Source organism: Sphingobacterium detergens, assembly GCF_003610355.1.
In the GTDB taxonomy this organism is placed as follows: Bacteria; Bacteroidota; Bacteroidia; order Sphingobacteriales; family Sphingobacteriaceae; genus Sphingobacterium; species Sphingobacterium detergens.
The window spans coordinates 33,533-57,246 of sequence record NZ_RAPY01000009.1 but is presented as its reverse complement, the minus strand read 5'-3'; the positions used below and the strand labels follow the sequence as shown (position 1 = coordinate 57,246).

The 23,714-nt window shown below is 38.7% G+C and carries 22 protein-coding genes; 2 read left to right on the top strand and 20 right to left on the bottom strand.

What is annotated here, in order from left to right:
• Positions 1 to 33: 33 nt before the first annotated feature.
• The 7 genes from DFQ12_RS27515 to DFQ12_RS27485 form a co-directional block, all read right to left on the bottom strand.
• Positions 34 to 3,396 carry a SusC/RagA family TonB-linked outer membrane protein gene (locus DFQ12_RS27515; RefSeq protein WP_120262227.1) on the bottom strand — a complete coding sequence of 1,121 codons (3,363 nt, stop codon included), beginning with the start codon at positions 3,394 to 3,396 and terminating at the stop codon, positions 34 to 36.
• A gap of 48 nt (positions 3,397 to 3,444) precedes the next feature.
• Positions 3,445 to 4,461, bottom strand: coding sequence for a FecR family protein (locus tag DFQ12_RS27510; protein WP_120262226.1), 1,017 nt, complete (start codon positions 4,459 to 4,461; stop codon positions 3,445 to 3,447).
• Positions 4,462 to 4,536: 75 nt separating this feature from the next.
• Complete coding sequence (locus tag DFQ12_RS27505) at positions 4,537 to 5,133, bottom strand: RNA polymerase sigma-70 factor (RefSeq protein ID WP_208642639.1); 597 nt, start codon at positions 5,131 to 5,133, stop codon at positions 4,537 to 4,539.
• Between the two features lie 277 nt (positions 5,134 to 5,410).
• Positions 5,411 to 6,448 (bottom strand): uroporphyrinogen decarboxylase, encoded by a 1,038-nt coding sequence (hemE, locus tag DFQ12_RS27500; RefSeq protein WP_120262225.1) that lies wholly within the window; start codon positions 6,446 to 6,448, stop codon positions 5,411 to 5,413.
• Positions 6,448 to 6,966: a hypothetical protein gene (locus DFQ12_RS27495; RefSeq protein ID WP_223581157.1), complete on the bottom strand. Its 519-nt coding sequence runs from the start codon at positions 6,964 to 6,966 to the stop codon at positions 6,448 to 6,450. Before DFQ12_RS27495 ends, hemE begins: the two co-directional genes overlap by 1 nt.
• 10 nt (positions 6,967 to 6,976) lie before the next feature.
• Positions 6,977 to 7,684: a response regulator transcription factor gene (locus DFQ12_RS27490; protein WP_120262224.1), complete on the bottom strand. Its 708-nt coding sequence runs from the start codon at positions 7,682 to 7,684 to the stop codon at positions 6,977 to 6,979.
• Positions 7,674 to 8,549: a sensor histidine kinase gene (locus DFQ12_RS27485; RefSeq protein ID WP_120262223.1), complete on the bottom strand. Its 876-nt coding sequence runs from the start codon at positions 8,547 to 8,549 to the stop codon at positions 7,674 to 7,676. Before DFQ12_RS27485 ends, DFQ12_RS27490 begins: the two co-directional genes overlap by 11 nt.
• A gap of 118 nt (positions 8,550 to 8,667) precedes the next feature.
• Between DFQ12_RS27485 and DFQ12_RS27480 the strand changes: the two genes are divergently transcribed.
• Positions 8,668 to 9,372, top strand: coding sequence for a YjjG family noncanonical pyrimidine nucleotidase (locus tag DFQ12_RS27480; protein ID WP_120262222.1), 705 nt, complete (start codon positions 8,668 to 8,670; stop codon positions 9,370 to 9,372).
• 30 nt (positions 9,373 to 9,402) lie between these two features.
• Here the strand turns inward: DFQ12_RS27480 and DFQ12_RS27475 are convergent, their stop codons facing one another.
• The 3 genes from DFQ12_RS27475 to DFQ12_RS27465 form a co-directional block, all read right to left on the bottom strand.
• Positions 9,403 to 10,212 carry a 3-keto-disaccharide hydrolase gene (locus DFQ12_RS27475; RefSeq protein WP_120262271.1) on the bottom strand — a complete coding sequence of 270 codons (810 nt, stop codon included), beginning with the start codon at positions 10,210 to 10,212 and terminating at the stop codon, positions 9,403 to 9,405.
• Between the two features lie 67 nt (positions 10,213 to 10,279).
• Positions 10,280 to 12,736 (bottom strand): TonB-dependent receptor, encoded by a 2,457-nt coding sequence (locus tag DFQ12_RS27470; RefSeq protein ID WP_120262221.1) that lies wholly within the window; start codon positions 12,734 to 12,736, stop codon positions 10,280 to 10,282.
• Between the two features lie 103 nt (positions 12,737 to 12,839).
• On the bottom strand, positions 12,840 to 13,121 hold the full coding sequence (locus DFQ12_RS27465; RefSeq protein ID WP_077437687.1) for an ATP-dependent Clp protease adaptor ClpS: 282 nt from the start codon (positions 13,119 to 13,121) through the stop codon (positions 12,840 to 12,842).
• 78 nt (positions 13,122 to 13,199) lie between these two features.
• Here DFQ12_RS27465 and DFQ12_RS27460 point away from each other — a divergent pair, with 78 nt between their 5' ends.
• Positions 13,200 to 14,246, top strand: coding sequence for a 3-oxoacyl-ACP synthase III family protein (locus DFQ12_RS27460; RefSeq protein WP_120262220.1), 1,047 nt, complete (start codon positions 13,200 to 13,202; stop codon positions 14,244 to 14,246).
• Positions 14,247 to 14,615: 369 nt separating this feature from the next.
• Here the strand turns inward: DFQ12_RS27460 and DFQ12_RS27450 are convergent, their stop codons facing one another.
• The 10 genes from DFQ12_RS27450 to DFQ12_RS27405 all read right to left on the bottom strand — a co-directional run bounded on the left by DFQ12_RS27450 (position 14,616) and on the right by DFQ12_RS27405 (position 23,615).
• Positions 14,616 to 15,293, bottom strand: coding sequence for a DUF4919 domain-containing protein (locus tag DFQ12_RS27450; protein ID WP_120262218.1), 678 nt, complete (start codon positions 15,291 to 15,293; stop codon positions 14,616 to 14,618).
• Positions 15,294 to 15,520: 227 nt separating this feature from the next.
• Entirely contained in the window at positions 15,521 to 16,423 is a 903-nt protein-coding gene (gene atpG, locus DFQ12_RS27445; protein WP_120262217.1) for an ATP synthase F1 subunit gamma, read from the bottom strand.
• A 78-nt stretch (positions 16,424 to 16,501) separates the two neighbouring features.
• Positions 16,502 to 18,076: a F0F1 ATP synthase subunit alpha gene (gene atpA, locus DFQ12_RS27440; RefSeq protein WP_104385731.1), complete on the bottom strand. Its 1,575-nt coding sequence runs from the start codon at positions 18,074 to 18,076 to the stop codon at positions 16,502 to 16,504.
• Positions 18,077 to 18,130: 54 nt separating this feature from the next.
• Positions 18,131 to 18,673, bottom strand: a complete 543-nt coding sequence (locus DFQ12_RS27435) for a F0F1 ATP synthase subunit delta (protein ID WP_120262216.1) — start codon at positions 18,671 to 18,673, stop codon at positions 18,131 to 18,133.
• 29 nt (positions 18,674 to 18,702) lie between these two features.
• Positions 18,703 to 19,203: a F0F1 ATP synthase subunit B gene (locus DFQ12_RS27430; RefSeq protein ID WP_120262215.1), complete on the bottom strand. Its 501-nt coding sequence runs from the start codon at positions 19,201 to 19,203 to the stop codon at positions 18,703 to 18,705.
• A gap of 110 nt (positions 19,204 to 19,313) precedes the next feature.
• Positions 19,314 to 19,502 carry an ATP synthase F0 subunit C gene (atpE, locus tag DFQ12_RS27425; protein WP_028070619.1) on the bottom strand — a complete coding sequence of 63 codons (189 nt, stop codon included), beginning with the start codon at positions 19,500 to 19,502 and terminating at the stop codon, positions 19,314 to 19,316.
• A 36-nt stretch (positions 19,503 to 19,538) separates the two neighbouring features.
• Positions 19,539 to 20,627 carry a F0F1 ATP synthase subunit A gene (gene atpB / locus DFQ12_RS27420; protein ID WP_120262214.1) on the bottom strand — a complete coding sequence of 363 codons (1,089 nt, stop codon included), beginning with the start codon at positions 20,625 to 20,627 and terminating at the stop codon, positions 19,539 to 19,541.
• A gap of 94 nt (positions 20,628 to 20,721) precedes the next feature.
• Complete coding sequence (locus DFQ12_RS27415; protein ID WP_120262213.1) at positions 20,722 to 21,120, bottom strand: hypothetical protein; 399 nt, start codon at positions 21,118 to 21,120, stop codon at positions 20,722 to 20,724.
• Positions 21,113 to 21,340 carry an AtpZ/AtpI family protein gene (locus DFQ12_RS27410; RefSeq protein WP_223581168.1) on the bottom strand — a complete coding sequence of 76 codons (228 nt, stop codon included), beginning with the start codon at positions 21,338 to 21,340 and terminating at the stop codon, positions 21,113 to 21,115. The genes DFQ12_RS27415 and DFQ12_RS27410 overlap by 8 nt, the downstream gene beginning before the upstream one ends.
• A 49-nt stretch (positions 21,341 to 21,389) precedes the next feature.
• Positions 21,390 to 23,615 (bottom strand): helix-turn-helix domain-containing protein, encoded by a 2,226-nt coding sequence (locus DFQ12_RS27405; RefSeq protein WP_120262212.1) that lies wholly within the window; start codon positions 23,613 to 23,615, stop codon positions 21,390 to 21,392.
• Between the last annotated feature and the right edge of the window lie 99 nt (positions 23,616 to 23,714).

Genomic DNA, 23,714 nt, shown 5'->3' with positions numbered 1-23,714 from the left:
TTCTTTAATTATGATACAATAAATACCCAAGTCTTAAAATGTAAATTGAACTCCAAAGGAATAGGACTTGGTAAATGGAAAAATATAACGGTCTACCCCTGTATTCAACACACTAGATTTATTGTTAACTCCAGATGGTGCAAACTCAGGATCAATTCCCTTGTATTTTGTCCAGGTATATATATTCTGTCCACTGATATAAAACCGTAGATTTTCTGAACGGATCGCATGCAATAGATTTTTAGGTAAAGTATACCCGATCTGTAGCTGACGTAGTCTAATAAAGTTACCCGATTCCAAAAAGCGTGTGGACTCACGGCTGTTTCCATTTGGATCTTGTAATACAGCACGCGGAACATCGGTATCCCGGTTATTTTCGGTCCATGCATTTAACGTACTGCTCAAAAAGTTGGATCCAGAACTCATGGCTTCAAAAAAGTAGCGATTCCCATTATAGAGTTTATGGCCCCAGCCACTTCCGATCAATGCAGAAAAATCAAAGCCTTTGTAAGAAGCACCGAGATTCAAACCTACTTCCAATTTAGGAATCCCCGTACCACTGTATTTCTTGTCTTCATCATCAATCACACCATTACCATCGACATCGACAAAACGGATATCGCCCGGCTTGGCATTATCTTGTAGTAATTTCCCCTCCTTGTTGACATGTTTGTTCACCTCCTCCATGCTCTGAAAGATACCATCGGTTTGGTAAAGGAAGAATCCTCCAATCGGATATCCTACACGAGTCTGATTCGGAAAATGTTCAGTATCGAATTTTAGACCATTTCCCAAAAGAATCTGGTCTTCATTAGCGAGGCTGACGACCTTATTTTTGAGGGTTGAAAGATTTAATCCAATATCGTATTGAAACTCATTTTTCCGATTTGCATACTTGAGTTCAAGCTCAAAACCCGAGTTTCGGATCTTCCCAACATTTAATGTCGGATCTTCCAAACCTGCAGATGGAGCAACTTTCTTAGTGATCAAAAGATCATTGGTGGTCTTGATAAAGTAATTTACCGAACCTTTTAATACATTATTGAATAGACCAAAGTCTGCTCCTATGTTTTTAGACTCTGTGGTCTCCCAGCTCAACAGTCGATTCTCAAGCCCCATTGCAATACTACCTGGCCAAGGATTGCCACTTCCGCGCACATATCCCATGTACAAATTATTGTAGGTACTGATCAGTGCCTGGTGGTCGTAGTACCCCAAAGCGACCTCATTTCCGAGTTTTCCCCAGCTTCCCCTTAATTTCAGATTCGACACAAAGGATTCTTTCGGGAAGAATGATTCCTCATCGATCTTCCAACCCAATGCTATTGAAGGAAAACTTCCATATCGGCTATCCTTTCCAAATTTGGATGAACCATCACGGCGTAAGGTTAACTGTACAAGGTAACGGTCGGCATAAGAGTAATTGACACGACCAAAGATAGACATGCGGTTATAGTCATATTTAGAACCATCCGCGGAGAATGTTCCACCTTGTCCCGAACTGATCGTCATGAAATTGGGATCCAAAAATCCCTCGGCACTTTCCTTGCTCATCAGTTTACCATTCTCAACCGAGTATACAATCTTCTTTCCTTCAACGCCTACATTATTCCAATTGGATTCCTGCATATTCAACGAACTACCCAAAAGCGCATTTAAACTATGTTTTCCAAATTCTGTTTTATAGTTCAGGAGATTATCAAAGACCTGTTCCTGCCAATAGCTGCGTCCCTCCCAATAAAAAGGAAATTCATACGGGTTCTTTTCATCCGAGGCGAATGGAGGATAATGGTAATAATTTTGTGTATTGATCGCGTTAAAAGCGTAACTTGTTTTAAAGGTTAAGCCTTTCATGATATCCACGCTAACAAAAGCATTTCCGGCGAAATCCTGCTTTTTTGTCCAGCTTGTTTTATAATGTTCGTCGGCAATCACATTGACATTATTTGGAATACCACCCCAATTTGTCAAACCAAAACCACCTTTTTCCGCCGAGTCATACACTGGTACCAAAGGTGAAATCATATAGGCTTCTTTTAGACTAAAATTAGGTCCATGGTATTTGGAATTTGTATAGGCCATATTTCCTTCCACGGTGAAGATATTCTTCTTGGTTCCCAATTTCATACGGACATTTTCCTTTTTGAAATCGTTCGCGATAACGACACCTTTGTCATTACTTAAGTTCGCTGACAGGGAATAGCGGGTATTGTCTTGTCCGCCTCTGATGGCGACGCTATTCGCTGTAGAAAGTCCTGTACGGAACACCTCCTCTTGCCAATCGGTATTATTGGTACCTGGCTTGTTGATATAATCAGGAAGTTTGACTGGCGTCGTAGCATACTTATTGTATTCGTCATACATTTGACGGTGCACTTTTACATAACCGTCAGCATCGAGTACTTTTAGTCGATTGGATGTTTCTGTTACATTCGTAAAGCTATTGATGTCTACAAGAATTTTTCCGGCTTTACCGGCTTTCGTTGTGACGATAACAACTCCATTGGCGGCCACAGAACCATATATTGCGGCAGCCGCACCATCTTTGAGAACTTCCATGCTCTCAATATCATTGGGGTTGACATTACTGATTGTACCTGGGAAACCATCTATGATATACAGCGGCTCATTACTGCCAAAGGTATTGACCCCACGGATCTTGACCTGCACTCCCGCTCCAGCAATACCGCTATTTTTCTGTACATTGACACCGGCAGCCACCCCTTGTAATGCCTCAGCAGGGTTTGTTGTTGCACGTTTTGCCAGATCTTTTGTGCTAATACTTGCTATTGCACCCGTGACATCAGACTTCTTTAAAGTACCATATCCGATCACAACGACTTCGTCAAGTTCTCTATTTCCACTAGTTAAGGTGATATCAACATCTTTCCCTGCCTGTACATTAATTTGTTGGTTTTGGTAACCTACATAGCTAACCTGAAGTAAGTCCTTCGCATTCACTTCTAGAGAAAAAATGCCTGAAAGATCTGTCGCAACGGTTTTTCCACTGCCCGAAGCATGTATACTCACACCGGGTAATGGTTCACCTTTTTCATTTACTACAGTTCCTTTTACTTGCCCTGTTTGCTGTTTATTTGCAACCTTACGTTTTAATAAAATCCGTTTCCCCGTAATGTCGTATGTAATCGAGCTCTCTTGTAACGCATCTTTCAACAATGCTTCCAAGCTGCTTGCCTGACTATCATAGAAAAGTGGTGTCTTGACATCCACATCTGAATTACTGAACATAAATGAATAGCCATACTTCTTTTCAACAATCTCGATAAGTGACTTAAGATTTGAAGACTCCTTTTTGCCCGATACTTGCTGCGCGTTTACAGCAAAGAAGGTCTGGCTGAGGAGTAAAAGACTCATCAGAATAGGTTTCTTTTTCATAATTTTTGGTATATTTTGTTTTAAGTAGTTTACATCATCAATTTTTGATTATCGTTTTTTTGAAACTATAGCAACAGATTTGCCTGCTATTGTATATTGGATTGGTGTAATGACATTGATCAATTCCAAAATTTCTCGTAAACTTTCTGTTTTCACTTTGAATGTATAATGTCTATCGGACTCTGCTCCCCTCCAAGTAATATCGACACCATACCAACGTTCCAATTTCTTAAGAACACTTTCCAAAGATTCGTTCTCAAAAACAAGTTCCTCAGATTTCCAGGTGCTATATTGTACCGCGTCCAATTGTCGTATCTGCGTATACCGACCAGTCCGTTTATCCAATTGGATCCAATCATTAGGTTTTAATTCTCCGATCAATTGTCCTCTTTTATCTTTTATCGCAACTTTTCCACGCAACAGCGACACCTCTATCTTGGCATCATCCGCATAGGCCGAAACATCGAAAGCAGTTCCTTTCACCACAACATCCAAATGGGAAGTCTGCACAGTGAAAGGCATATTTTCTTTTTTCACAACATCAAAAAATGCCTCGCCTTCGAGTGTAATCTTGCGATCATGTTGATTGAATGCATGCGAATAGCTCATCTTTGTTCCCGCATTTAACCAAGCTTTTGATCCATCCGGTAATATAACCTGTGACTTTTGCCCTAAAGCCGTATAAACAGTTGTCTGCTCCTGCGAAGATGTATTCATCAAAATATTACGCTGAATAAAATACGTTCCCAATGTTCCTGACAGAAAAATAAGAATCGCAGCAGCAGTGACCAACCACCAAAAACGGTTACGGTCAAAAACAATAGTTTTTACGACAGGTTGGATACGATCTTGGATTTTGTCCCATATCCGTGGTCGATCTGCCCGACCGATGATCAGTGGCGGTTCTTTGAGATGTATCCATTCGTTTTCCAGCTGCAAAAGATAATGACGATTTTGTTCACTTGAATCGAGCCAAGCTACAATCGCTTCATTTTCCTTTACATCACTCTCTTTTTTTAGATATCGAACTAATTGCTCCAGTGACGGCTTATAACTGCTATTCATTATTTTGGGTTTACGACAAATAGACACCTAGAGCGGAGAAAACCCCTAAAAGGTTTTTTGTTTTTTTTAAAATATTTAAACGAGTACGGAAAGACCTGCACCACACATTGTTAAAACCAATAAAATCGAATCTGGATACAGTATTTGATAGCGTTCAAGTATATGTGCCCGTATTTTTTTAGACGCAATGGACATCTGATTTTCGACTGTCTTGATGGATATTTGCAGTTCTTGGGCGACCTGCTGATAGGTCTTCTGTTCTTCCTTACAGTATTGATAGATGATTTTACATTTTTCAGGCAATTTGCCAATAGCTTCCTGATAAACAAGGGAAAACTCCTCCATATTGATACACTCTTCTGCTTCCTGGCGGGTCATTTCCTCCTTAAACCAACGCTCCAAATGAGCAGTACGTGCACTTTCATTGCGTAAAGCATTGAGTACACGGTTACGGGCAGCCCGATAAAGATAGGTCTTGACATGGAAAATATGGATTTGATCCCGATCTTCCCATAGTTTAACAAACACATCCTGCAAACAGTCCTCCACCAACTGTACATCACGCGTATAATACCCTAAAAAACGGCATAGCTCATCAAAATAATGATGAAACACTTCTTCCAGCGCTTCTTCATTAATCAGCAGTCCATCCATCAAGGTATTTTTACTCATTTAATAGGTTTTGCGACTAAGCTATAAAATAAAACAAGATTTACAAAAAAAGTAAGTGTGCTCATTTTAACATATTTTGCACGAATTTTCACCATGTCCATGATAACACGCATTTTAATGCATTATAAAACAATAAAAAAAACTTTTTCACTATTCCAACTGCCATCTCTTGCTCAAAAAAAAAGACCTGCTGGTTATAGCAAGTCTTCTTTCTTCTCGATCGGATGTTTATCCAAAATCTTGTTTCGTTTTTTTAGAACTTTTTCCAATCAAAAGTTTAATAGCGAAATTCTTTCACAACCTCGATTGCGTATTTTACATTATCAAAAGGAATATCAGGCATAATACCATGTCCCAAGTTGAATATAAAACCATTCTCTCCGCGCATGCGCTCAAATAATTCTATAATTTTCTTTCTGATAACAGGCTTTTCAGCATATAGTACAAACGGATCTAAATTCCCTTGAACAGCTATTCCCTGTGGCAAGGATTGCTTCATATTTTTAAGATCTGCATTCCAGTCGATCGAAACCACATCTGGCTGCGCCTCTACCATCATTGGAGCAAAGACTGATGATCCTTTACAGAAAGATATTACAGGAATATCCTTGCGGTTCAATTTGGAGATGATCTGTTTGTTATAATAATGTGAATAATCACGGTAATCATTCCAAGACAAAGCCAAAGCCCAGCTATCAAATAATTGGATCGCATTTACACCTGCCGCAATCTGCATATTAAGATATTCTACCGTTACATCAGCAATCTTTTGAAGGATTGTATGCGCCAATTCAGGTTGGTTGTTTAACATCAACTTCGTCAACTTGAAATCCTTTGACGAACCGCCTTCAACCAAATAACTTAAAATGGTAAAAGGTGCTCCTGCAAAACCGATCAATGGAATACGATTATCAAGACGTTGTTGAATTACTTTTATGGCATCCGCAACATATTGCAACTTATCCAGACAGTCAACCGATAATGCCTCCGCATCTTTGACAGAACGAATTGGATTAGAAAAACGAGGACCTACTCCTTGTTCAAATGACAGATCTCCACCCATTGCCTCAGCTGTAACCAAAATATCCGAAAACAAGATCGCCGCATCTATTCCCAACAAATCCACGGGCAACATCGTTACATCTGCTGCAATCTCTGGTGTTTTGCACATTTCGAGAAAAGAATACTTGTTTTTGATATCCCAGTATTCTTTCATAAAGCGTCCAGCCTGACGCATCATCCACACAGGAGGTCTCTCCGTTTGCTGCGAGAATGCAGCTCTAATCAATAAGTCGTTTTGTAAAGTAGTACTCACTATAAATGTTTTGAAATTTCGTTTTCTATTTTTGTAATAATACTGGCCTGTCTTGCAGTTAAATGTAATTTGTTAGCCACATCTGTATACGCCCTTGCTCGTTCATAATCTGTCTTTCGCAGCGCAATATTCGCCAGATTGATCATTACCATACCTTTTTCATTATCTTTTTTCCAAGGCAAACGAGAAGCCAGCTGAAAATGGTATTCAGCTTCATCGATACGATCCTCTTTCAAGGCGATATTTCCCATCATAAATTCATAGAAATTACGACGCCCCTTGCGAAGTGTATCTGGATTTTTTATTTCGGACAGCAAGTTTTTTGTCTTTTCATAGTCTTGCCGATGAAAAGCTTGTGTTGCCAAGAAAACTGAACCTTCCCGAAAATGGCTCCAAATTAGATAACCAATTCCACCAGCCAACAATACAGCTGTCTGATAATGCCCTTGGTATAAACCATAGCCCAAAAGTAACGCAGCAATAAAAATAACGGCTATTCTAGCCTTAATTGTCATCATCTTTTATTTGCTATGCGTTATTGTCGGTAAATTTATAACCAACACCTCGGATAGAGTGGAAATAGATTGGATGCTTTTGATCAGGCTCAAAATATTTCCGGAATGTCAAAATGAAATTGTCAATGGTACGCGTCGAAGGATAGACGTCATAATTCCATACAGTTTCTAAAATCTGCTCACGGGAAACGGCTTCATTACGACGTTCGATCAACAGCTTCAATAACATGGTTTCTTTTTTCGTCAATGAGGTAATCGTTCCATCTGCATGATGCAATTCGTAAGAATTAAAATAGATGGTTTTATCACCGATTTGATAAGAATTCAATTCTTTAAGATCATCTGGTTTCATACCGCGACGAACCAAATTTCCTACACGGAGAATCAATTCTTCTAAATTGAAAGGCTTTACCAAATAATCATCGGCACCTTTTTTTAGTCCAGTGATACGGTCTTCACTACTGTTCTTGGCAGTCAAAAACATGATAGGAACCTCTGTATTCTGTAGTCGGATTGTTTCAGCAACCTGAAATCCATCAATTTCAGGGATCATAACGTCCAATATCACGAGATTGAAACGTTCCTCTTTAAAAACTTTCAATGCTTTTTTTCCGTCAGTAGCCGTAGTGACACGGTAACCTTCCATTTCGAGATTCAACTTGATTGCTTCTAACAAGTGTTCTTCATCTTCGACAAGTAATATTCTTTGTTTACTTTGCATTTCTTTCAAATGTTACTTCAAAAATACTCCCTTTAGGAGTGTTATCTTTAACTTTAATGGTCGCATCGTGCTTCTGCAACACGGTTTTCACGATATATAACCCCAAACCAGTACCTTTGGTTTTCCGTGTCGCTTCACTTCCCACGCGATAAAACTTATTAAAGATAAGTTTTTTCTCTTCATCACTGATACCGATACCATGGTCAGCAACAGAAAAAATTATTTTACTGCTCTCCGTATATAGTTTGACATCCACCATGGCACAGGCCGGTGAATATTTAATAGCATTCTCAATGAGATTTGTCACGACATTACTTATCGCAAATTTATCACCATGGATAATAATATCCGACTCCAGGTAAGGTTTCAATACCTGTGAGCTGCATGAATTCTTTTGAAGTCGATCGACAATTTGCTCCACCAGAGAAGTAAAGTTAAAATCCTCTTTGGGCATGCTGTAATTGCGGCTGTCCAATTTGGTCGTCATCAAGACATTCTCTACCAAATCATCCAATCGCTCAATATCTTTTAGGGAATTTCTTAAAAAAGTCTGTTGTTGCTCTTTATCCAGATCTCGTCGCAAAATGGTCTGAATATACAGTTTGACGGATGCCAATGGAGATTTCAACTCATGCGTAATAGCCAAAAGGAAATTTTGCTGCTGTTGCAACAATTTCTGTTCCCGTTCTACCAAGCGCTTTAACCGCCACGCACCCCATAAAAAAATGATCAAGAAGAAAATACCTTCACCTATAATCATGTTCTTTTTGCTTGGATCAAAGCGGATGAACATCACCCCCCACCATATCAACTGCATGATCGCGTAAAACAAAAGGAAATAAAAGAGTAAAAGCGCTTTCTTCATGTAGCAAAAATAGCTATTCACCAAGGCATTCGGAAATATCCTAAAGATTATGACACAAAGAAGAAAATTAGCCGATTCACAATAAGATAAAATCTCCCCAGAGGTGGTATATTTGTATATGTTTAATCGTGAGAAAAAGGATATTTTCTTTGATTTGGATCATACCATCTGGGATTTTGACAAAAATGCCGAAGAAAGTCTCCACGAACTATATTTTAAATACAAGTTTGACAGCTTGTTTAACAAGGAATCCCCTTCCCGTTTCATAGAAACTTATACAATCAACAATCATCGCCTTTGGGGATTATACCATCATGGAAAGATTTCAAAACCCGAGTTAAGAAAGGCTCGGTTCGCTGATACCTTTATCGAATTGGGCGTAGACCCCGAATTGTTTCCTGAAGAATTTGAACTGGAATACCTTGCGATCTGTCCTCAAAAGACGAATTTATTTCCGCATGCACATGAAACCTTGGCCTACCTGGACGAAAAATACAACCTGCATTTGATTTCCAACGGTTTTAAGGAGGCTTGTGAGACCAAACTGGAAAAAAGCAATTTGAACAAATATTTCAAAAACATCTTTATTTCTGAGGTCGTCGGAGTGAACAAACCTGATCCAAGGATCTTTCAATTTGCACTGGAAACCACAGGAGCACAGGTACAACAGTCATTGATGATTGGAGATAATCTGGATGCGGATGTACGTGGGGCAATGAATGTCGGAATGGATGCGATCTTCTTTAATCCGAACAGTACGGAGCAACCTGAAGATGTACCACATATGATTGTCGATCTGAAAGAATTACAATCTATATTATAACAAAAAAGCAGCTTTAAAGCTGCTTTTTTGTTATTTTAAAACTTTTACGGTTATGTTTTTAAACCAAACATCGTTTCCATGATCTTGGAGACCAATCAATCCTGATTTACTTTCTCCCCCCACATGGCTCAGCAACTCAAAAGCCAGAGGCCATTTTTCTTGACTGAATTTACTTTTTTGCAATAGGTCAACCCAAGATTTATCCCATAGGGTATATTCAACAACCTTCACACCATTTTGGAAGTGTTCAACTTTACCATTGTTCACGCGGATCTTCACTTTGTTCCATTCACCATAAGGTTTGCCATTTTGTGGTTTCGCAGGAATCATATCATACAATGATGTAGACTTACGATTGCCATCGACACCCATCTTAGCATCTGGATGGTTTTCGTTGTCAAGAACCTGACACTCGGGTGATGAGATATAAATTGGCTGACCTTCGACTTCTTTGGCCAAAAAGAAAATTCCGGAATTTGCTCCTTTTGCTACTTTCCATTCCAATTCCAATTCGAAGTTTTTGAAGTCATGTGCAAAAATCAAATCACCACCTTCATCCTTACCCACATTCGCTCCACTATCAAATTTAATTGCGCCTTCATTGATAACCCATTTTTTTGGAACTACAGTTTTATCATATCCTCTCCAGCCTTCCATCGAAGTTCCATCAAAGATAACATATGCTCCGGCCTTATTCTTTTTGAATTTCTTGATATCCACACGTGGCAAATCCAAAATTTTGTAAGCCGGTACTTCTTTTTTTGCTTGCGCTACGGCAGTATTAAGATGTGCAGAAAATGCCATCACCGATACCGCAAGAACTGTTTTTAATAACTTCATTCTTTTTAGTTTTAGGTTTGTTTCAAAATTAAAATTAAGCATTTGGGGTCAAAAAGAGGAATATTTTTTAATATTCCTCTCCTCCACCATTTATTTCATTTGTATTTGTTTCCTTCTTTTTCAACTTATTTAGATCCTGACTACCAAAGCGGTATGAGAGCGATAAAGTAAACATTCTCTTCATCCAACGGTGTTCAAAATTAGAATTCAATTGCGGGGTTTCTGTAAAACCCTGCATTTTCCTACTGTTAAAGACATCTCTGACATTAAACATGATTGAAGCCTTTTTATTGAACACATCTTTTTTCAGGGCGATATCCACTCCTTTCATTGCATTCATTTTTCCCTGTGCCATGACCCGGGAAGAATTGTATTCACCTCTAATCTGGCCGGAGAATGTAGGGGTAAAACGATAATTTGCAGTTAGATTAGAATTGTAGGCAAAACCATTGGAAGCTTTTACGTTATAGGCCTCATTCGCTTTGTAATTAATATTGATCAAATTAAGATTAAATGTAAAATCAAAATCCTTCGTCGCATTGACCTTAGAAATAAATTCAAATCCAGAAAGGTTTCGGCTTGTCAAATTCTCCCAGCGACTGTAAGTGACACTACTTATTGTATCTACAAAATAAACGAATGGCTGCATCACCTCACTGGTGTGGTTAAAATACGCCGAGGAAATCAAGTTAACTTTTCCAAAAGTCTTAGCAAAGCTCAGCTCAAATCCATGTACATCTTCCGGTTTCAAGTTTGGGTTACCTTGACGTCTGTTCATATCATCTGATACATTCAAGAATGGATTGACCTGCCAGCCTCGGGCACGTTGAACCCTTCTTGAATAACTAAATTGAATTTTATCACCGTCATCCCCCACCTTATAGGTTAAAAATAAGGTTGGATATAATCTAAAAAAATCTTGCTTAGCTTTTGTTTCTTTTTCTGTTACATCAGGATCTTTAGAAAGATAAGTTGAATTTAAACTAAACTGCTCAGCACGAAGCCCCACTTGATAACCGATTTTATCGGACAATTTACCTTGATAATTGGCATAAAGTGCATGTACGGTGGAGGTAAAATCAAAATCGTTACTTATCCCATAATCTGGTAGATAAACCTGATTTGCGACACTCAATGTATCGGAATCCTGCGTATCAAATGACTTTCTGATCTGTGAACGATAGCCTGCTTCAAACTTACTATCTTCGGAGAACGGCAGTACATAATCTGCTTGTAGATTTATATTCTTCCCATCTTCAGAGGTTATATTTTTACGGCCAGAACTAGGAGCCTTTGATGTAAACTCCTGAATAAAATCATTGGTCCCATCTTCTTTATCTCGACCATAGCTGGCGTTTGCCGTCAGTTCTTCACCTGATCTTTTAAATTGGTGTTTAAAGTCCACATTAAACTCATAGCCCAAGTCATCCTCAAGTTGCGAAGAGGTTCTGGTGCTCTCACCAGATAATTTCGGATGATTAATGTAACGGTACCACAGGTTTTCAACACGATTATTATCCCGTACACTTAAATTTCCGGAAAAACTCAATGAATTCCGATCAGAGAGATAATAATCTACGCCGGCCTTCATCGTATGACTATTTCCTTTTCTCGAAGACTCAGAATTATTGGAAATTTGGCTGTTGTTATCTTTAAAACCGTTATCTACGGCTCCACTTCCCACCATGTTACGCTTATTGAAGTTATAGGATCCGAAGTAATTGAATTTCCGATCACGATAATTCAATGTTATACCAGCCATATAATTGTCATAGGAACCAGCGGATGTATTTACTGATCCGTTCAGCCCTGTTCGAATATTTTTCTTTAAGACGATATTGATTATCCCCGTCTGCCCTTCCGCATCATATTTAGATGAGGGATTGGTAATGACCTCAACCTTTTCTATGGAATTAGCAGGAAGACTCTGAAGCAAAGATGTGACATCGTTTCCTGCGAGTGCTGACTCGCGGCCATCTATTAGAATCTTGACACTACTGGATCCACGTAGACTCACCGATCCGTCTTGATCCACCTGAAGCGTGGGTACATTGGCTAACACATCTGTTGCTGTTCCACCCGCACTGACCAAGCTCTCGCCCACGTTAAAGGTTTTGCGGTCAATGCCAATCTGCATCGCAGGAACTCTCCCCTCGACTACAACCTCATCCAGTAGCTCACCTGTTGAATTTAAACCAATTCGTCCAAGGTCATTGCTTTTCGATGCCGCCACATCCACCCCCGCAATTGTATGCGTTTCATAGCCTACATAACTGATACGAACATTATATTTACCAGGTTTGATATCTGAGAATAAGAGAAATCCCTGATCTACTGATTGAGCTCCTTTTATGTAACTATTATTGCTCGCATCTAAAAGCGCAGCACTGGCAGATGAAATAGGTTTGGAAGTTTTGCTATCGATCAGGATAGCTTTGATTTGACCAGTTTGCGCAAGAACAACAACCGGTAGAAAAAATACAAATAATAATAAAAATTTAAACGATTTAGCGTTAAATGACATGAGAGCTTCAGCTTAGTTTATAGTTTAGTGCAAATAAAACTAAAACTTAGAGACAAACTTGAAGCGTAACCATATTATTACGGTAACAAAAAGGATAGTAAATTTATTCCACAGAGACCGTCAATCCCTCCGCTTTCAAAATCTTGCGGTAGATTTCCATCTCTGTAAAAGTTCCCTCCAAAACGGCGCACTTTCCTTCAGTATGCACTTTCCAGGCAATTTTTTCAGCTTGCTTTTCGGTATATTGAAGGTGATACATCAGACAATGAATCACATGGTCGAACGTATTCGTTTCGTCATTCCATAAAATCAGGCGATTAGAGTCCTTAACAGACGCTAATATCTCTTCTAACGTAAAGGTTTCTTCAGCAGTTTGGGTACCCATGCTGCAAAAATAGAATATTTTTTTCTAAATTAACGACAATATAAAAGGGAAGAATACAATCAATTAGAGGAATTTATTATGTTTCAGTCAAAAATCGCAGGAATTGGCTATTACGTTCCAAAAAACGTATATACCAACAATGACTTAACACGTTTTATGGATACCAGTGACGAGTGGATTCAAGAAAGAACAGGTATCAAAGAGCGTCGCTATGCCGACCGTATTGGAGAAACGACAACCACAATGGGTGTTGAAGCTGCGAAAATAGCAATTGAACGTGCCAATATCAGCAAGGAAGATGTCGATTTCATCATCTTCGCAACCTTGTCGCCTGACTATTATTTCCCAGGCTGCGCTGTTTTACTACAACGGGAAATGGGCATGAACGAGGTCGGCGCATTGGATATCAGAAATCAATGTTCTGGTTTCATCTATGCCCTATCCATAGCAGATCAATTTGTCAAAACGGGGATGTACAAAAATGTACTTGTAGTGGGTTCAGAAAAACATTCGTTTGCGCTCGATTTTTCAACCAGAGGACGTGCTGTTTCTGTTATTTTCGGTGATGGTGCCGGAGCAGTAGTTGTGCAGCCGACAACCGAAGCTGGTAAAGGCATTTTGAGCACGCATTTACATTCTGACGGCGCGGAAGCAGAAAAGCTCGCGATGTATTACCCAGGAGCATCAAGTGGAATCTGGCTGGATAAAATGCCTGATTGGCCGGAACAGGAATTGGGGGGATTATTGATGACCAAAGAAATGCTTGAAGATGGAACTGCGTTCCCAAATATGGACGGACAGGCCGTTTTCAAAAAGGCCGTTGTAAAGTTCCCCGAAGTTATTCATGAGGCTTTGACAAAGAACAACCTGAAAACTTCAGACATTGACTTATTGATTCCTCATCAGGCCAATCTTCGTATTTCACAGTTTGTGCAGAAAACCTTGGGATTAAATGAGGATCAGGTGTTCAACAATATCCAAAAATACGGCAATACCACAGCAGCGTCCATACCGATCGCACTATGTGAGGCTTGGGAAGCCGGAAAAATAAAAGAGGGCGATCTTATTTGTTTAGCCGCCTTTGGCGCAGGCTTTACCTGGGGATCCGCTTTAATCCGATGGTAGCTTACCTATTTAGGGGAGACGATAAATAAATCTTCTCCCCGATCTTTAAAATGTTTTTTGAGCTTTTTCATGTAATCTTGGCGACAGGGTTCAACCAATTTTATCATTTCTCTTCGCTCCTCGCTACTTTCATCCCAGTTAGACTTGGCTATCTCCAAAATAGTATAATTTTCCAGCAACTTTTCAGTAGAACACGTACAGTATCCTGTAACGATCGAGTCAGGAGTCGATATTGGAATACTCTCATAAAGTTTCTCTTTACAAGATTCAACAACCTCTAATTTTGTTGTTTTATTATCAATTCTATAATTACAGGAGAATAACATCAGAACAGGAAAGATGATTATAAACCTCAAAAATAGCTTTCCATTATGGATTGCTTTTCGTCCCGAATATCTTTGCATATCCCTCAAAAATCTTTTCTATATTAAAATAAATTCCTTTATCAAAAACAGTGTTATTCTCAGTGGTTAGTAAATCACAGTTTTTAACTGTCCTCTGACCGGTCACCGAAACATTCAATACATCACAGATAACATACTCGTCAGAGACATTCAATATGTGCAAAGCCGTTTCAAGCGATTTACCGTCACCGGTTGAGAAAATCGCTTTTAATATACCTATGAATTGCTTATCCAATTTAGCTGCAAATTCGTTATCGGCAAATTTATGTGCTAGACCACTGCCTGCCGAGAGTCCCCTCAAATCGAATGGATATTGATGTTTAGTCGAAATTAATGAATCTTTAAATGTTTGATAGTTGTTGTCATTAACAGATCTCGCCAGTTTGCTAATCAAATTATTTCCACGACCAGCTGGGCTATAGTTATCCTGAAAATATTGACCATAATACAATACAAAATAGTGCTCATCACTCAATGTTGTATCGAGATCATTGAATCTCTTTAATAATTTATCATAATTATTTTCAGAGTTTTCCGCAGCGATTACCTTCTTGATCTCATCATATTGGGGTTTTTGCCAATGCACTTGGGCAAAAGTCAAAGAAGTAGTAAAAAGACCGAATAACAAAAACAATAATTTCATAAAATTAGGGATTTGACATTTTCCAATGTTTAAATAATTGATTAAAGCTACAAAAAATTAAAGAAATCAGCTTATTTTCTTCCAATCTCAACTTGCTCAAAAATCTCCCTTTTTACACCTATAGTGATCTTTCTTATATGGGATAACATAATGGCTCAAAATTGAACAATATAAAAAAGGCGATAATCGTAAGATTATCGCCTTTTTATGTTTTCCCGATTATAGGATTATCCGTTTGATAACGCTGCCGCTCCAGAGACGATCTCGGTCAATTCTGTTGTAATTGCCGCTTGACGCGCTTGGTTATACGATAACTTAAGTGATTTTATTAAGTCACCAGCATTTTCAGTTGCTTTATCCATTGCTGTCATACGTGCACCATGCTCAGAAGCATTGGAATCTAAAACAGCTTTGTATAATTGAATCTTGATGGCTTTAGGAATTAACTCTTCGATAATCTTCTCTTTAGAAGGTTCAATGATATAATCCACTTCAGCTTCAATTTTTGCTTTATGCGTATGTTGTGTGTTTTGCTCTGCAGGTGGTAATAAAGGCAAAATCTGCTCTGCTGTCAACTCTTGAACTGCAGCGTTTTTGAATTGGTTATAAACCACTTCAACACGATCAAAATTACCTTCCTTAAATTGTTCCATGATAAATTCTGTCACTACAGAAACAGATCCAAAATTTAAATCAGAAAACAAGTCTGAGTGATTAGCTATCACATCGAAATTACGTTTTGAATAGAAATCGTAACCTTTTTTACCAATAGCGATGATACTCAAATTGCCTTTCGCATGCTGCTCGGCATATTTGTTAGCGATCAAGTTATTAGTCATCTTGATAGCATTCGCGTTGAATGCCCCAGCCAGACCTCTATTAGAAGAAACAACAACGATCAACACCTTATTTGGCTCACGATCTACTGTGAAAGGAGAATTACTTCCCTCCACACTTGCAGAAACATCAGCCAAAATATCTCTTAGTTTATTCGCATATGGGCGCAATTGTAAGATAGCGTTAGTAGCGCGCTTCAATTTAGCAGCCGAAACCATTTTCATGGCTTTAGTGATCTGCTGTGTTGATGATACCGAGGTAATCCGGTTTCTTACTTCTTTTAAATTTGCCATATTTGTTTTAAGTATCAAGTACCTAGTATTGAGTATTGAGTCTAGTCAATGGACTCAATACCAAATACTCATTACTAATTAATATTTTGATGCTAAATCCTTAGCTACTGTTTCTAATACTGCAGTCAACTCATCAGAGAATTTACCAGCTTTGAACGCTGACAAAACTTCTGGATGGCGTTGTTCCAATTGCGTCAAGAATTCTTCTTCAAACTCTCTTACTTTATTTACTGGAACATTACGTAATAAACCTTTCGTTCCAATGTAAATGATCGCAACTTGTTTCTCTACAGAAACTGGAGAGTATTGACCTTGTTTCAAGATCTCAACGTTACGAACACCTTTATCCAATACAGCCTTAGTAGCAGCATCTAGATCAGAACCGAATTTCGCGAAAGCTTCCAATTCACGGTACTGCGCTTGATCCAACTTTAATGTACCTGATACTTTTTTCATCGGTTTGATCTGAGCGTTACCACCCACACGAGATACAGAAATACCTACGTTGATCGCCGGACGAATACCAGCATTAAATAAGTTAGATTCCAAGAAGATCTGACCATCTGTAATAGAGATTACGTTGGTAGGAATATATGCCGAAACGTCACCTGCTTGTGTTTCGATGATTGGAAGAGCTGTCAATGAACCACCACCTTTAACCAAATGCTTGATAGACTCAGGAAGGTCATTCATGTTACGAGCGATATCATCAGAAGAGTTGATTTTCGCTGCGCGCTCTAATAAACGGCTGTGTAAGTAGAATACGTCACCTGGGTATGCCTCGCGGCCTGGAGGACGACGCAACAACAAAGAAACCTCACGGTATGCCACAGCTTGTTTAGACAAATCATCATAAACGATCAACGCTGGACGGCCTGTATCACGGAAGAACTCACCGATAGCAGCACCCGCCATTGGCGCGTAGAATTGAAGTGGAGCAGGATCCGCCGCAGAAGCAGCGACAACAACTGTATAAGCCATTGCACCTCTTTCCTCCAATGTACGAACGATATTCGCTACTGTAGAATTCTTTTGACCTACAGCAACGTAGATACAGAATACAGGTTGACCTGCATCATAGAACTCTTTTTGGTTTAAGATCGTATCGATACAAACCGCAGTTTTACCTGTTTGACGGTCACCAATTACCAACTCACGTTGACCACGACCTACTGGAATCATCGCATCAATCGCTTTGATACCTGTTTGTAATGGTTCAGTTACCGGTTGACGGTAGATAACACCTGGAGCTTTACGCTCGATAGGCATTTCATACAATTCACCTTGGATAGGTCCTTTACCATCAATTGGTTGACCCAATGTATTCACAACACGTCCCAACAAACCTTCTCCAACTTTGATGGATGCAATACGGTTGGTACGTTTAATAGTATCTCCTTCTTTAATTTCGTCAGAAGGACCTAAAAGTACAACACCGACGTTGTCTTCTTCTAAGTTTAATACAATACCTTGTAATCCGTTATCAAATTCAACCAACTCACCGGACTGAACTTTAGTTAAGCCGTAAATACGAGCAATACCGTCACCTACAGCAAGTACGGTACCCACTTCCTCTAGTTCGGCTTCTGATTTAAAGCCCGACAATTGTTCTCTTAGAATTGCCGAAACTTCATCTGGTCTTACCTCTATCATTTTAATTATTATAAGGGGTTTTTTGATTTATTTTACTTCAAGTATCAGAATAACTTAGTTACCCTGATTCAAATATCTTTCTAATTTATTCAACTTACCAGCAATACTTGCATCAATCTGGCGGTCACCAACATTGACGACAAATCCACCGATCAAACTGCTATCGACTTTATTGTTCAATATCACCTGAGCGTTGGTTTCTTTTGCAAGTACATCTTTCATCGCTGCCAAATTAGCTTCAGAAAGTGGTGCTGCAGATGTAACTGTAGCTTTCACAATACCTTTTACCTCGTTATACTCACGGACAAATTCCTGAGCTGTAGCATATACTATTGTACCACGACCTTTGTTGATCATGATCTTAAAGAATGCCAAGATATTCGGATTGATCTTATCTTTAAATAAAGCATCCAATATGTTTTTCTTCTTGTCCAAAGGAACAATAGGATTGGCCAAAACAGCCTGCAATTCTGAACTGGATTTTAAAACAGCAATGAACGAATCCATATCTGTCTTGATGGTCTCCAGTGAGCCTTGCTCGCTAGCCAAGTCAATTAATGACTTTGCATATCTCGATGCTACTTTAAATACTGACATAATTCTATTTCGTAATTTGAGTGACCGGATTAGTTCAATTTAACATCATTCAGCAAATCTGCTACTAAAGCTTCTTGCTTACCTTGGTCCTCAAATTCTTTTGTTAACACTTTACGAGCGATATCCAAAGACAAAGAAGAAACTTGTGATTTTACCTCAGCCAAAGCTTTATTCTTTTGTTCTTCGATCTCTTCTTTCGCTTGAGCAATCATTTTAGCACCTTCAGTTTGTGCCTGTGTTTTTGCCTCAGTAACGATTTTCTCTTTTAGCTCTTTTGCTTCTTTAAGGATAACATCACGTTCCGCACGAGCCTCTTTAAGCAATTGTTCGTTCTCATTTGTCAAACGAGCCATTTCTAATTTAGCTTTCTCAGCAGCTTCCAATGCATTCGCAATTCCTTGCTCACGTTCATCCAAAGCGTTGACGATAGGTTTCCAAGCAAACTTGCCCAATAAAAAGATCACAACCAATAAGATGATTAGTTGCCAAAAGAACAAACCGTACGAGAACTGATTAATTAATGCTTCCATTTATATACAATTGTAAATTATAATTTTCTTTTGTTTGTATTTTTTTGTTTAAATACAGTCTGCAACCAACCGTTGCAAACTGTATTTAGTAAACTTTTAATCAGCTTGGATTATTTACCTAAGATTAAAGCACCGAATGCTAAACCTTCAACTAAGGCACCAATGATGATCATCGCAGTTTGAATTTTAGATGCTGCTTCTGGTTGACGAGCGATAGCTTCCATAGCTGAACCACCGATTTTACCTAAACCTAAACCTGCACCGATTACGATTAAACCTGCTCCAATTAAGTTGTACATAATAATTATTTTATAAAATTTAACAAAAAAATTCGATTAATGATGTGCGTGTTCTTCAACAGCCATTCCGATAAACAAGGATGACAACATTGTAAAGATAAAGGCCTGCAAAAACGCAACCAGTAACTCCAAGAAAAACAACACTAATGTTAACAACATGGACACCCCGATACTACCACCGACAGTTAATTGTTGTTGAAATAAATATACGATTGCGATCAACCCCATTACAACGGAGTGACCAGCAGTAATATTCGCAAACAAACGCAACATCAAGGAGAAAGGCTTAGTAAACATACCCAACACCTCAATTGGCGCCAAAATAAATTTGAAAGGAACTGGAACACCTGGCATCCAAAAAATGTGTTTCCAATAATCTTTATTAGCCTTAAAGTTGGTAATAAAGAAAGTGAATAAAGCCAAACATAAAGTAACTGTAATATTTCCTGTTACGTTAAAACCTAGTGGAGTCATACCCAACAAGTTTAAAACAAAGATCAAGAAAAACACAGATAATAGGTAAGGCATAAATTCTTTATAACGATGACCAATATTTGGAACAGCCATCTCATCACGTACATATAAAACCAATGGTTCTAAAACGCGACCAACACCTTTAGGAAGGTTATTAACACCTTTCTTATATGTTTTAGCCAGACATATGAAACCCCAGAACAATAAGAATGCTGCCAATAATAGGCCCACCACGTTCTTTGTAATCGAGAAATCTAAAGGTTTTGCATTCGTAGGGTGATGTGCTTCATCAAAGTTTAAGGTACCTGCAGCATCTGTTTTATAGATCTTGCCATGGTAAAGTGTATAGTATTGACCATTTTTCTCTACAACGGATTCGCCATGATGAAACTCGCCAGAAGAAAAAACAACCAATCCATTATCAATAAGAATTACTGGCAATGGAAAACCATAATGTTTTCCTGCTTTTTGATCGGAGAACAAAGAAAAATAATGATCATCTTGTAAGTGATGTTGACTATACTCTTTGATTTCCTCAGCTTGGGTTTTAGGCGCATCCCCATGCGCTTCTTCAGCTGCTTTTAAGGTAAAAGGATTGACAGCAAGAAAAATTACTGCAAATAATAAAAGTGCTCTCTTAAGATTCACCATTTCAGATTACTATTGAATAATAAAAAATTTTGCGCAAAAATACAATTTTATTTGGCATAAATCACCATTTGTTTAAACTTTTTCCAAAAATAGTTTAAACCTTTTTATCTGCTTGATTTAAAGCGCTAAAAGCGACGTAAACATCAACAAACAGAGAGATAAAAAATACAACCAAAAAGTTATATTCGATAAAGTTATTTTCAAAGGTCTTTAACCCGTCTTTAATATAAATATATCCTGCAACACCTTTCAAGAGCACTAGGCCCAGAAATATAACCCCCAGTTTCTCCGGCATAGACCAATTTGCAAAAAATATCAAAACCGCAACCAGCAACGAAGAACAGAATCCAAAAGTATACATTCCCACCAGACTGTAGGAGGTTTTGCTCCAGTATTGTTCCACGTTCATTCCGGATATCACTAAATAATGCGCAGCAAAACTTGCCACAAAGACGATCAGCAGTATAAGTATGCTTTTCAAATAACTATTCATTCTTATTAATTTGATTTGCCTGCCTAATGAACTGATACAAGGATACAACCACACCCAACAACGTCAATCCTTTCATTCCCCAATCACCCGCAATGGCATATTTATTATCTAACCAACTCCCGACCCAATAAAACAAATATATTGTCACACCCATCTGAATCGGCATGGAAGTAAATACAATCCACTTGTTAATTTTCTTATTGGTTTTCTCCTCTTTCAATTAGCTTATAATAAAAGGTTGACAAATATACATCATAAATCCTTACCCACTACAATCCTAAAACTTTTTGTCCAATTTTAATATCTGGATAATCGATATCCGCCCCCAAAAGCATCTTCAGTTCGGAAGAAGATTTGTCTGGATTTGCACGAATAACATCAAGGATACGATCAAGCTTTTCTTGCTCAATTAATTCTGTTGCCTCTACCTCTGTACCCACAAAATTAATCAGATGCCCATAGATTGTACCAGCAACCATCCCTCGCTTGCCCGCAATATCAGCGATAGTCATCCCCTCTTTAAACATTTCTAACGAAATATCCTTAGTATCCAGTTTTTTAGCCCCTTCTTCGTCAGCGCTTTGTGCCGCCAATTCATCTTTTTCTTTTGTCTTAACCTGTGCCGCTACATCTAGCATGGCTGTTTGAAAATCTTCTCTTTTGGATAGCGTTTCGGCAATAATTAGACAATGCTGCAACTGCTCCCGTTTTCTCTTATAATCCAACAATATTGCTTTCAATTCATCAACATATTTCTTTGTTCGCTTGCGGATCTGATATTCCTCAATATGCTTTGTCAGAGCCGCTATAAGATCCTTATCCATCCGTGGCAAAAACCAATTTACAGCGGCAGTCGAACGCTCGCAAATCAGGTCATAATCAATCGCATCCTTATCCCTAAGGAGATCATAAAGGACAACAATAAATTTGTGGGCCACTTTCTCCTGTGTCTGAAGCTGTTTAACGATCTCCTGGAAAAATTGAACAGCCTGTTCTTTCCCATCGATATTACGTTCATCCATTGATTTCAGCAGCTCCGAAGTTTCCACCAAGAGGCCATCCCATCGAAAACCATTCATCAAAATCTGCCCCAGATAATTTCGTTGGCACTGTTCCAATATTTCGTTAATACTGGATTGGGAATGTGCACGTTGTGCGAACTCGACCACCTGATAATCCGTACGGATGGCATAAGATGGAATAATGGATTTAAGTACAAGTCCGTCCAAACTCGTCAAACGGCTTAACGCAACATAAACCTGTCCAGCCGCAAATGAGGTACCCGCATCAATAATTGCTTTCTGAAAAGTCAAACCCTGACTCTTATGGATTGTAATAGCCCAGGCTAGTCGCAAAGGAAATTGAGAAAATGTACCCAGGATCTCCTCTTTGATTTGATCCTGCCCCTTATCATAATTGTAACGGATATTTTCCCAAGTCTCTCTTTTGACTGTAACCTCTTCAGATCCGTCAGGAAAAGTGACTGAAACAGTACCTTGTATTGTATCAATATGTTTTACAGTACCGATCTTACCATTGTAATACTTCCGCTCATCACCGGAATCATTCCGGATGAACATCACCTGCGCCCCAATTTTTAAGGACAGCGTTTCCTCGGCAGGATAAGACCCTTGTGCAAAGTCATCCTTCACAACAGCTTTTAAGTTGAGCATCTTTCCAGACAACGAAGCCAGTTTTGCGCTGTTGATCTCATCGGCATTTCGATTATGGGATGTCAATGTAATATATTGCTCCTCCTCTTTTGGCACAAAATCCTGTTGGTAATAACCATTTAGAGTAGTTAGCATTTCACTAGTACATTGATTATTCCGTATTGCATTCAAGATCGAAATAAACCCTTCATCCTGCTGACGATAAATCTTATTAAGCTCCAGCATGACCAAAGGGCTGTCCCTTAGAATCTTTGCATTGAAGAAAAATACAGACGAATAATGATCACGGAGAATATTCCATTCCGCATCTTTCACCACGGGAGGCAATTGATATAAATCCCCTATAAACAAGACCTGTAATCCTCCGAAAGGACGCATATCGCGACGGACAGATTGTAATATCACATTGATCGCATCCAAGGTATCTGCCCGTACCATCGAAACCTCATCGATAATCAATAATTCCAGTTCCTGTAGAATCGCTCGACGTTGTTTCGTTAGCTTTATCGTACTGAACAAACGGGATTTATTATAAATATGACTATCCTGCTCATCCCAGCGCAACTCATAATCTTCAACAAATGTTCCGAAAGGAAGCCAAAACAGCGAGTGTAAGGTTGTCCCACCCGCATTCATAGCAGCTACTCCTGTTGGCGCAGTAATCGCCATTTTCTTATAGCTATGCTCACGAATATACTTCAAGAAAGTCGTCTTTCCCGTACCTGCTTTTCCTGTAATAAATACATTCTGATTGGTTTGGTTAACAAATGCAACAGCCTGCATAAATGCTGTGTTTTCTCGATCGACTTGAAAATTTGACATATCCTGAAATTAGATTGACCACAAAACTAAGTATTTCATTTTGAAAACATATCCTATCGATAGATTGTATATTTGATAAAAAACCATATTTTATTAATG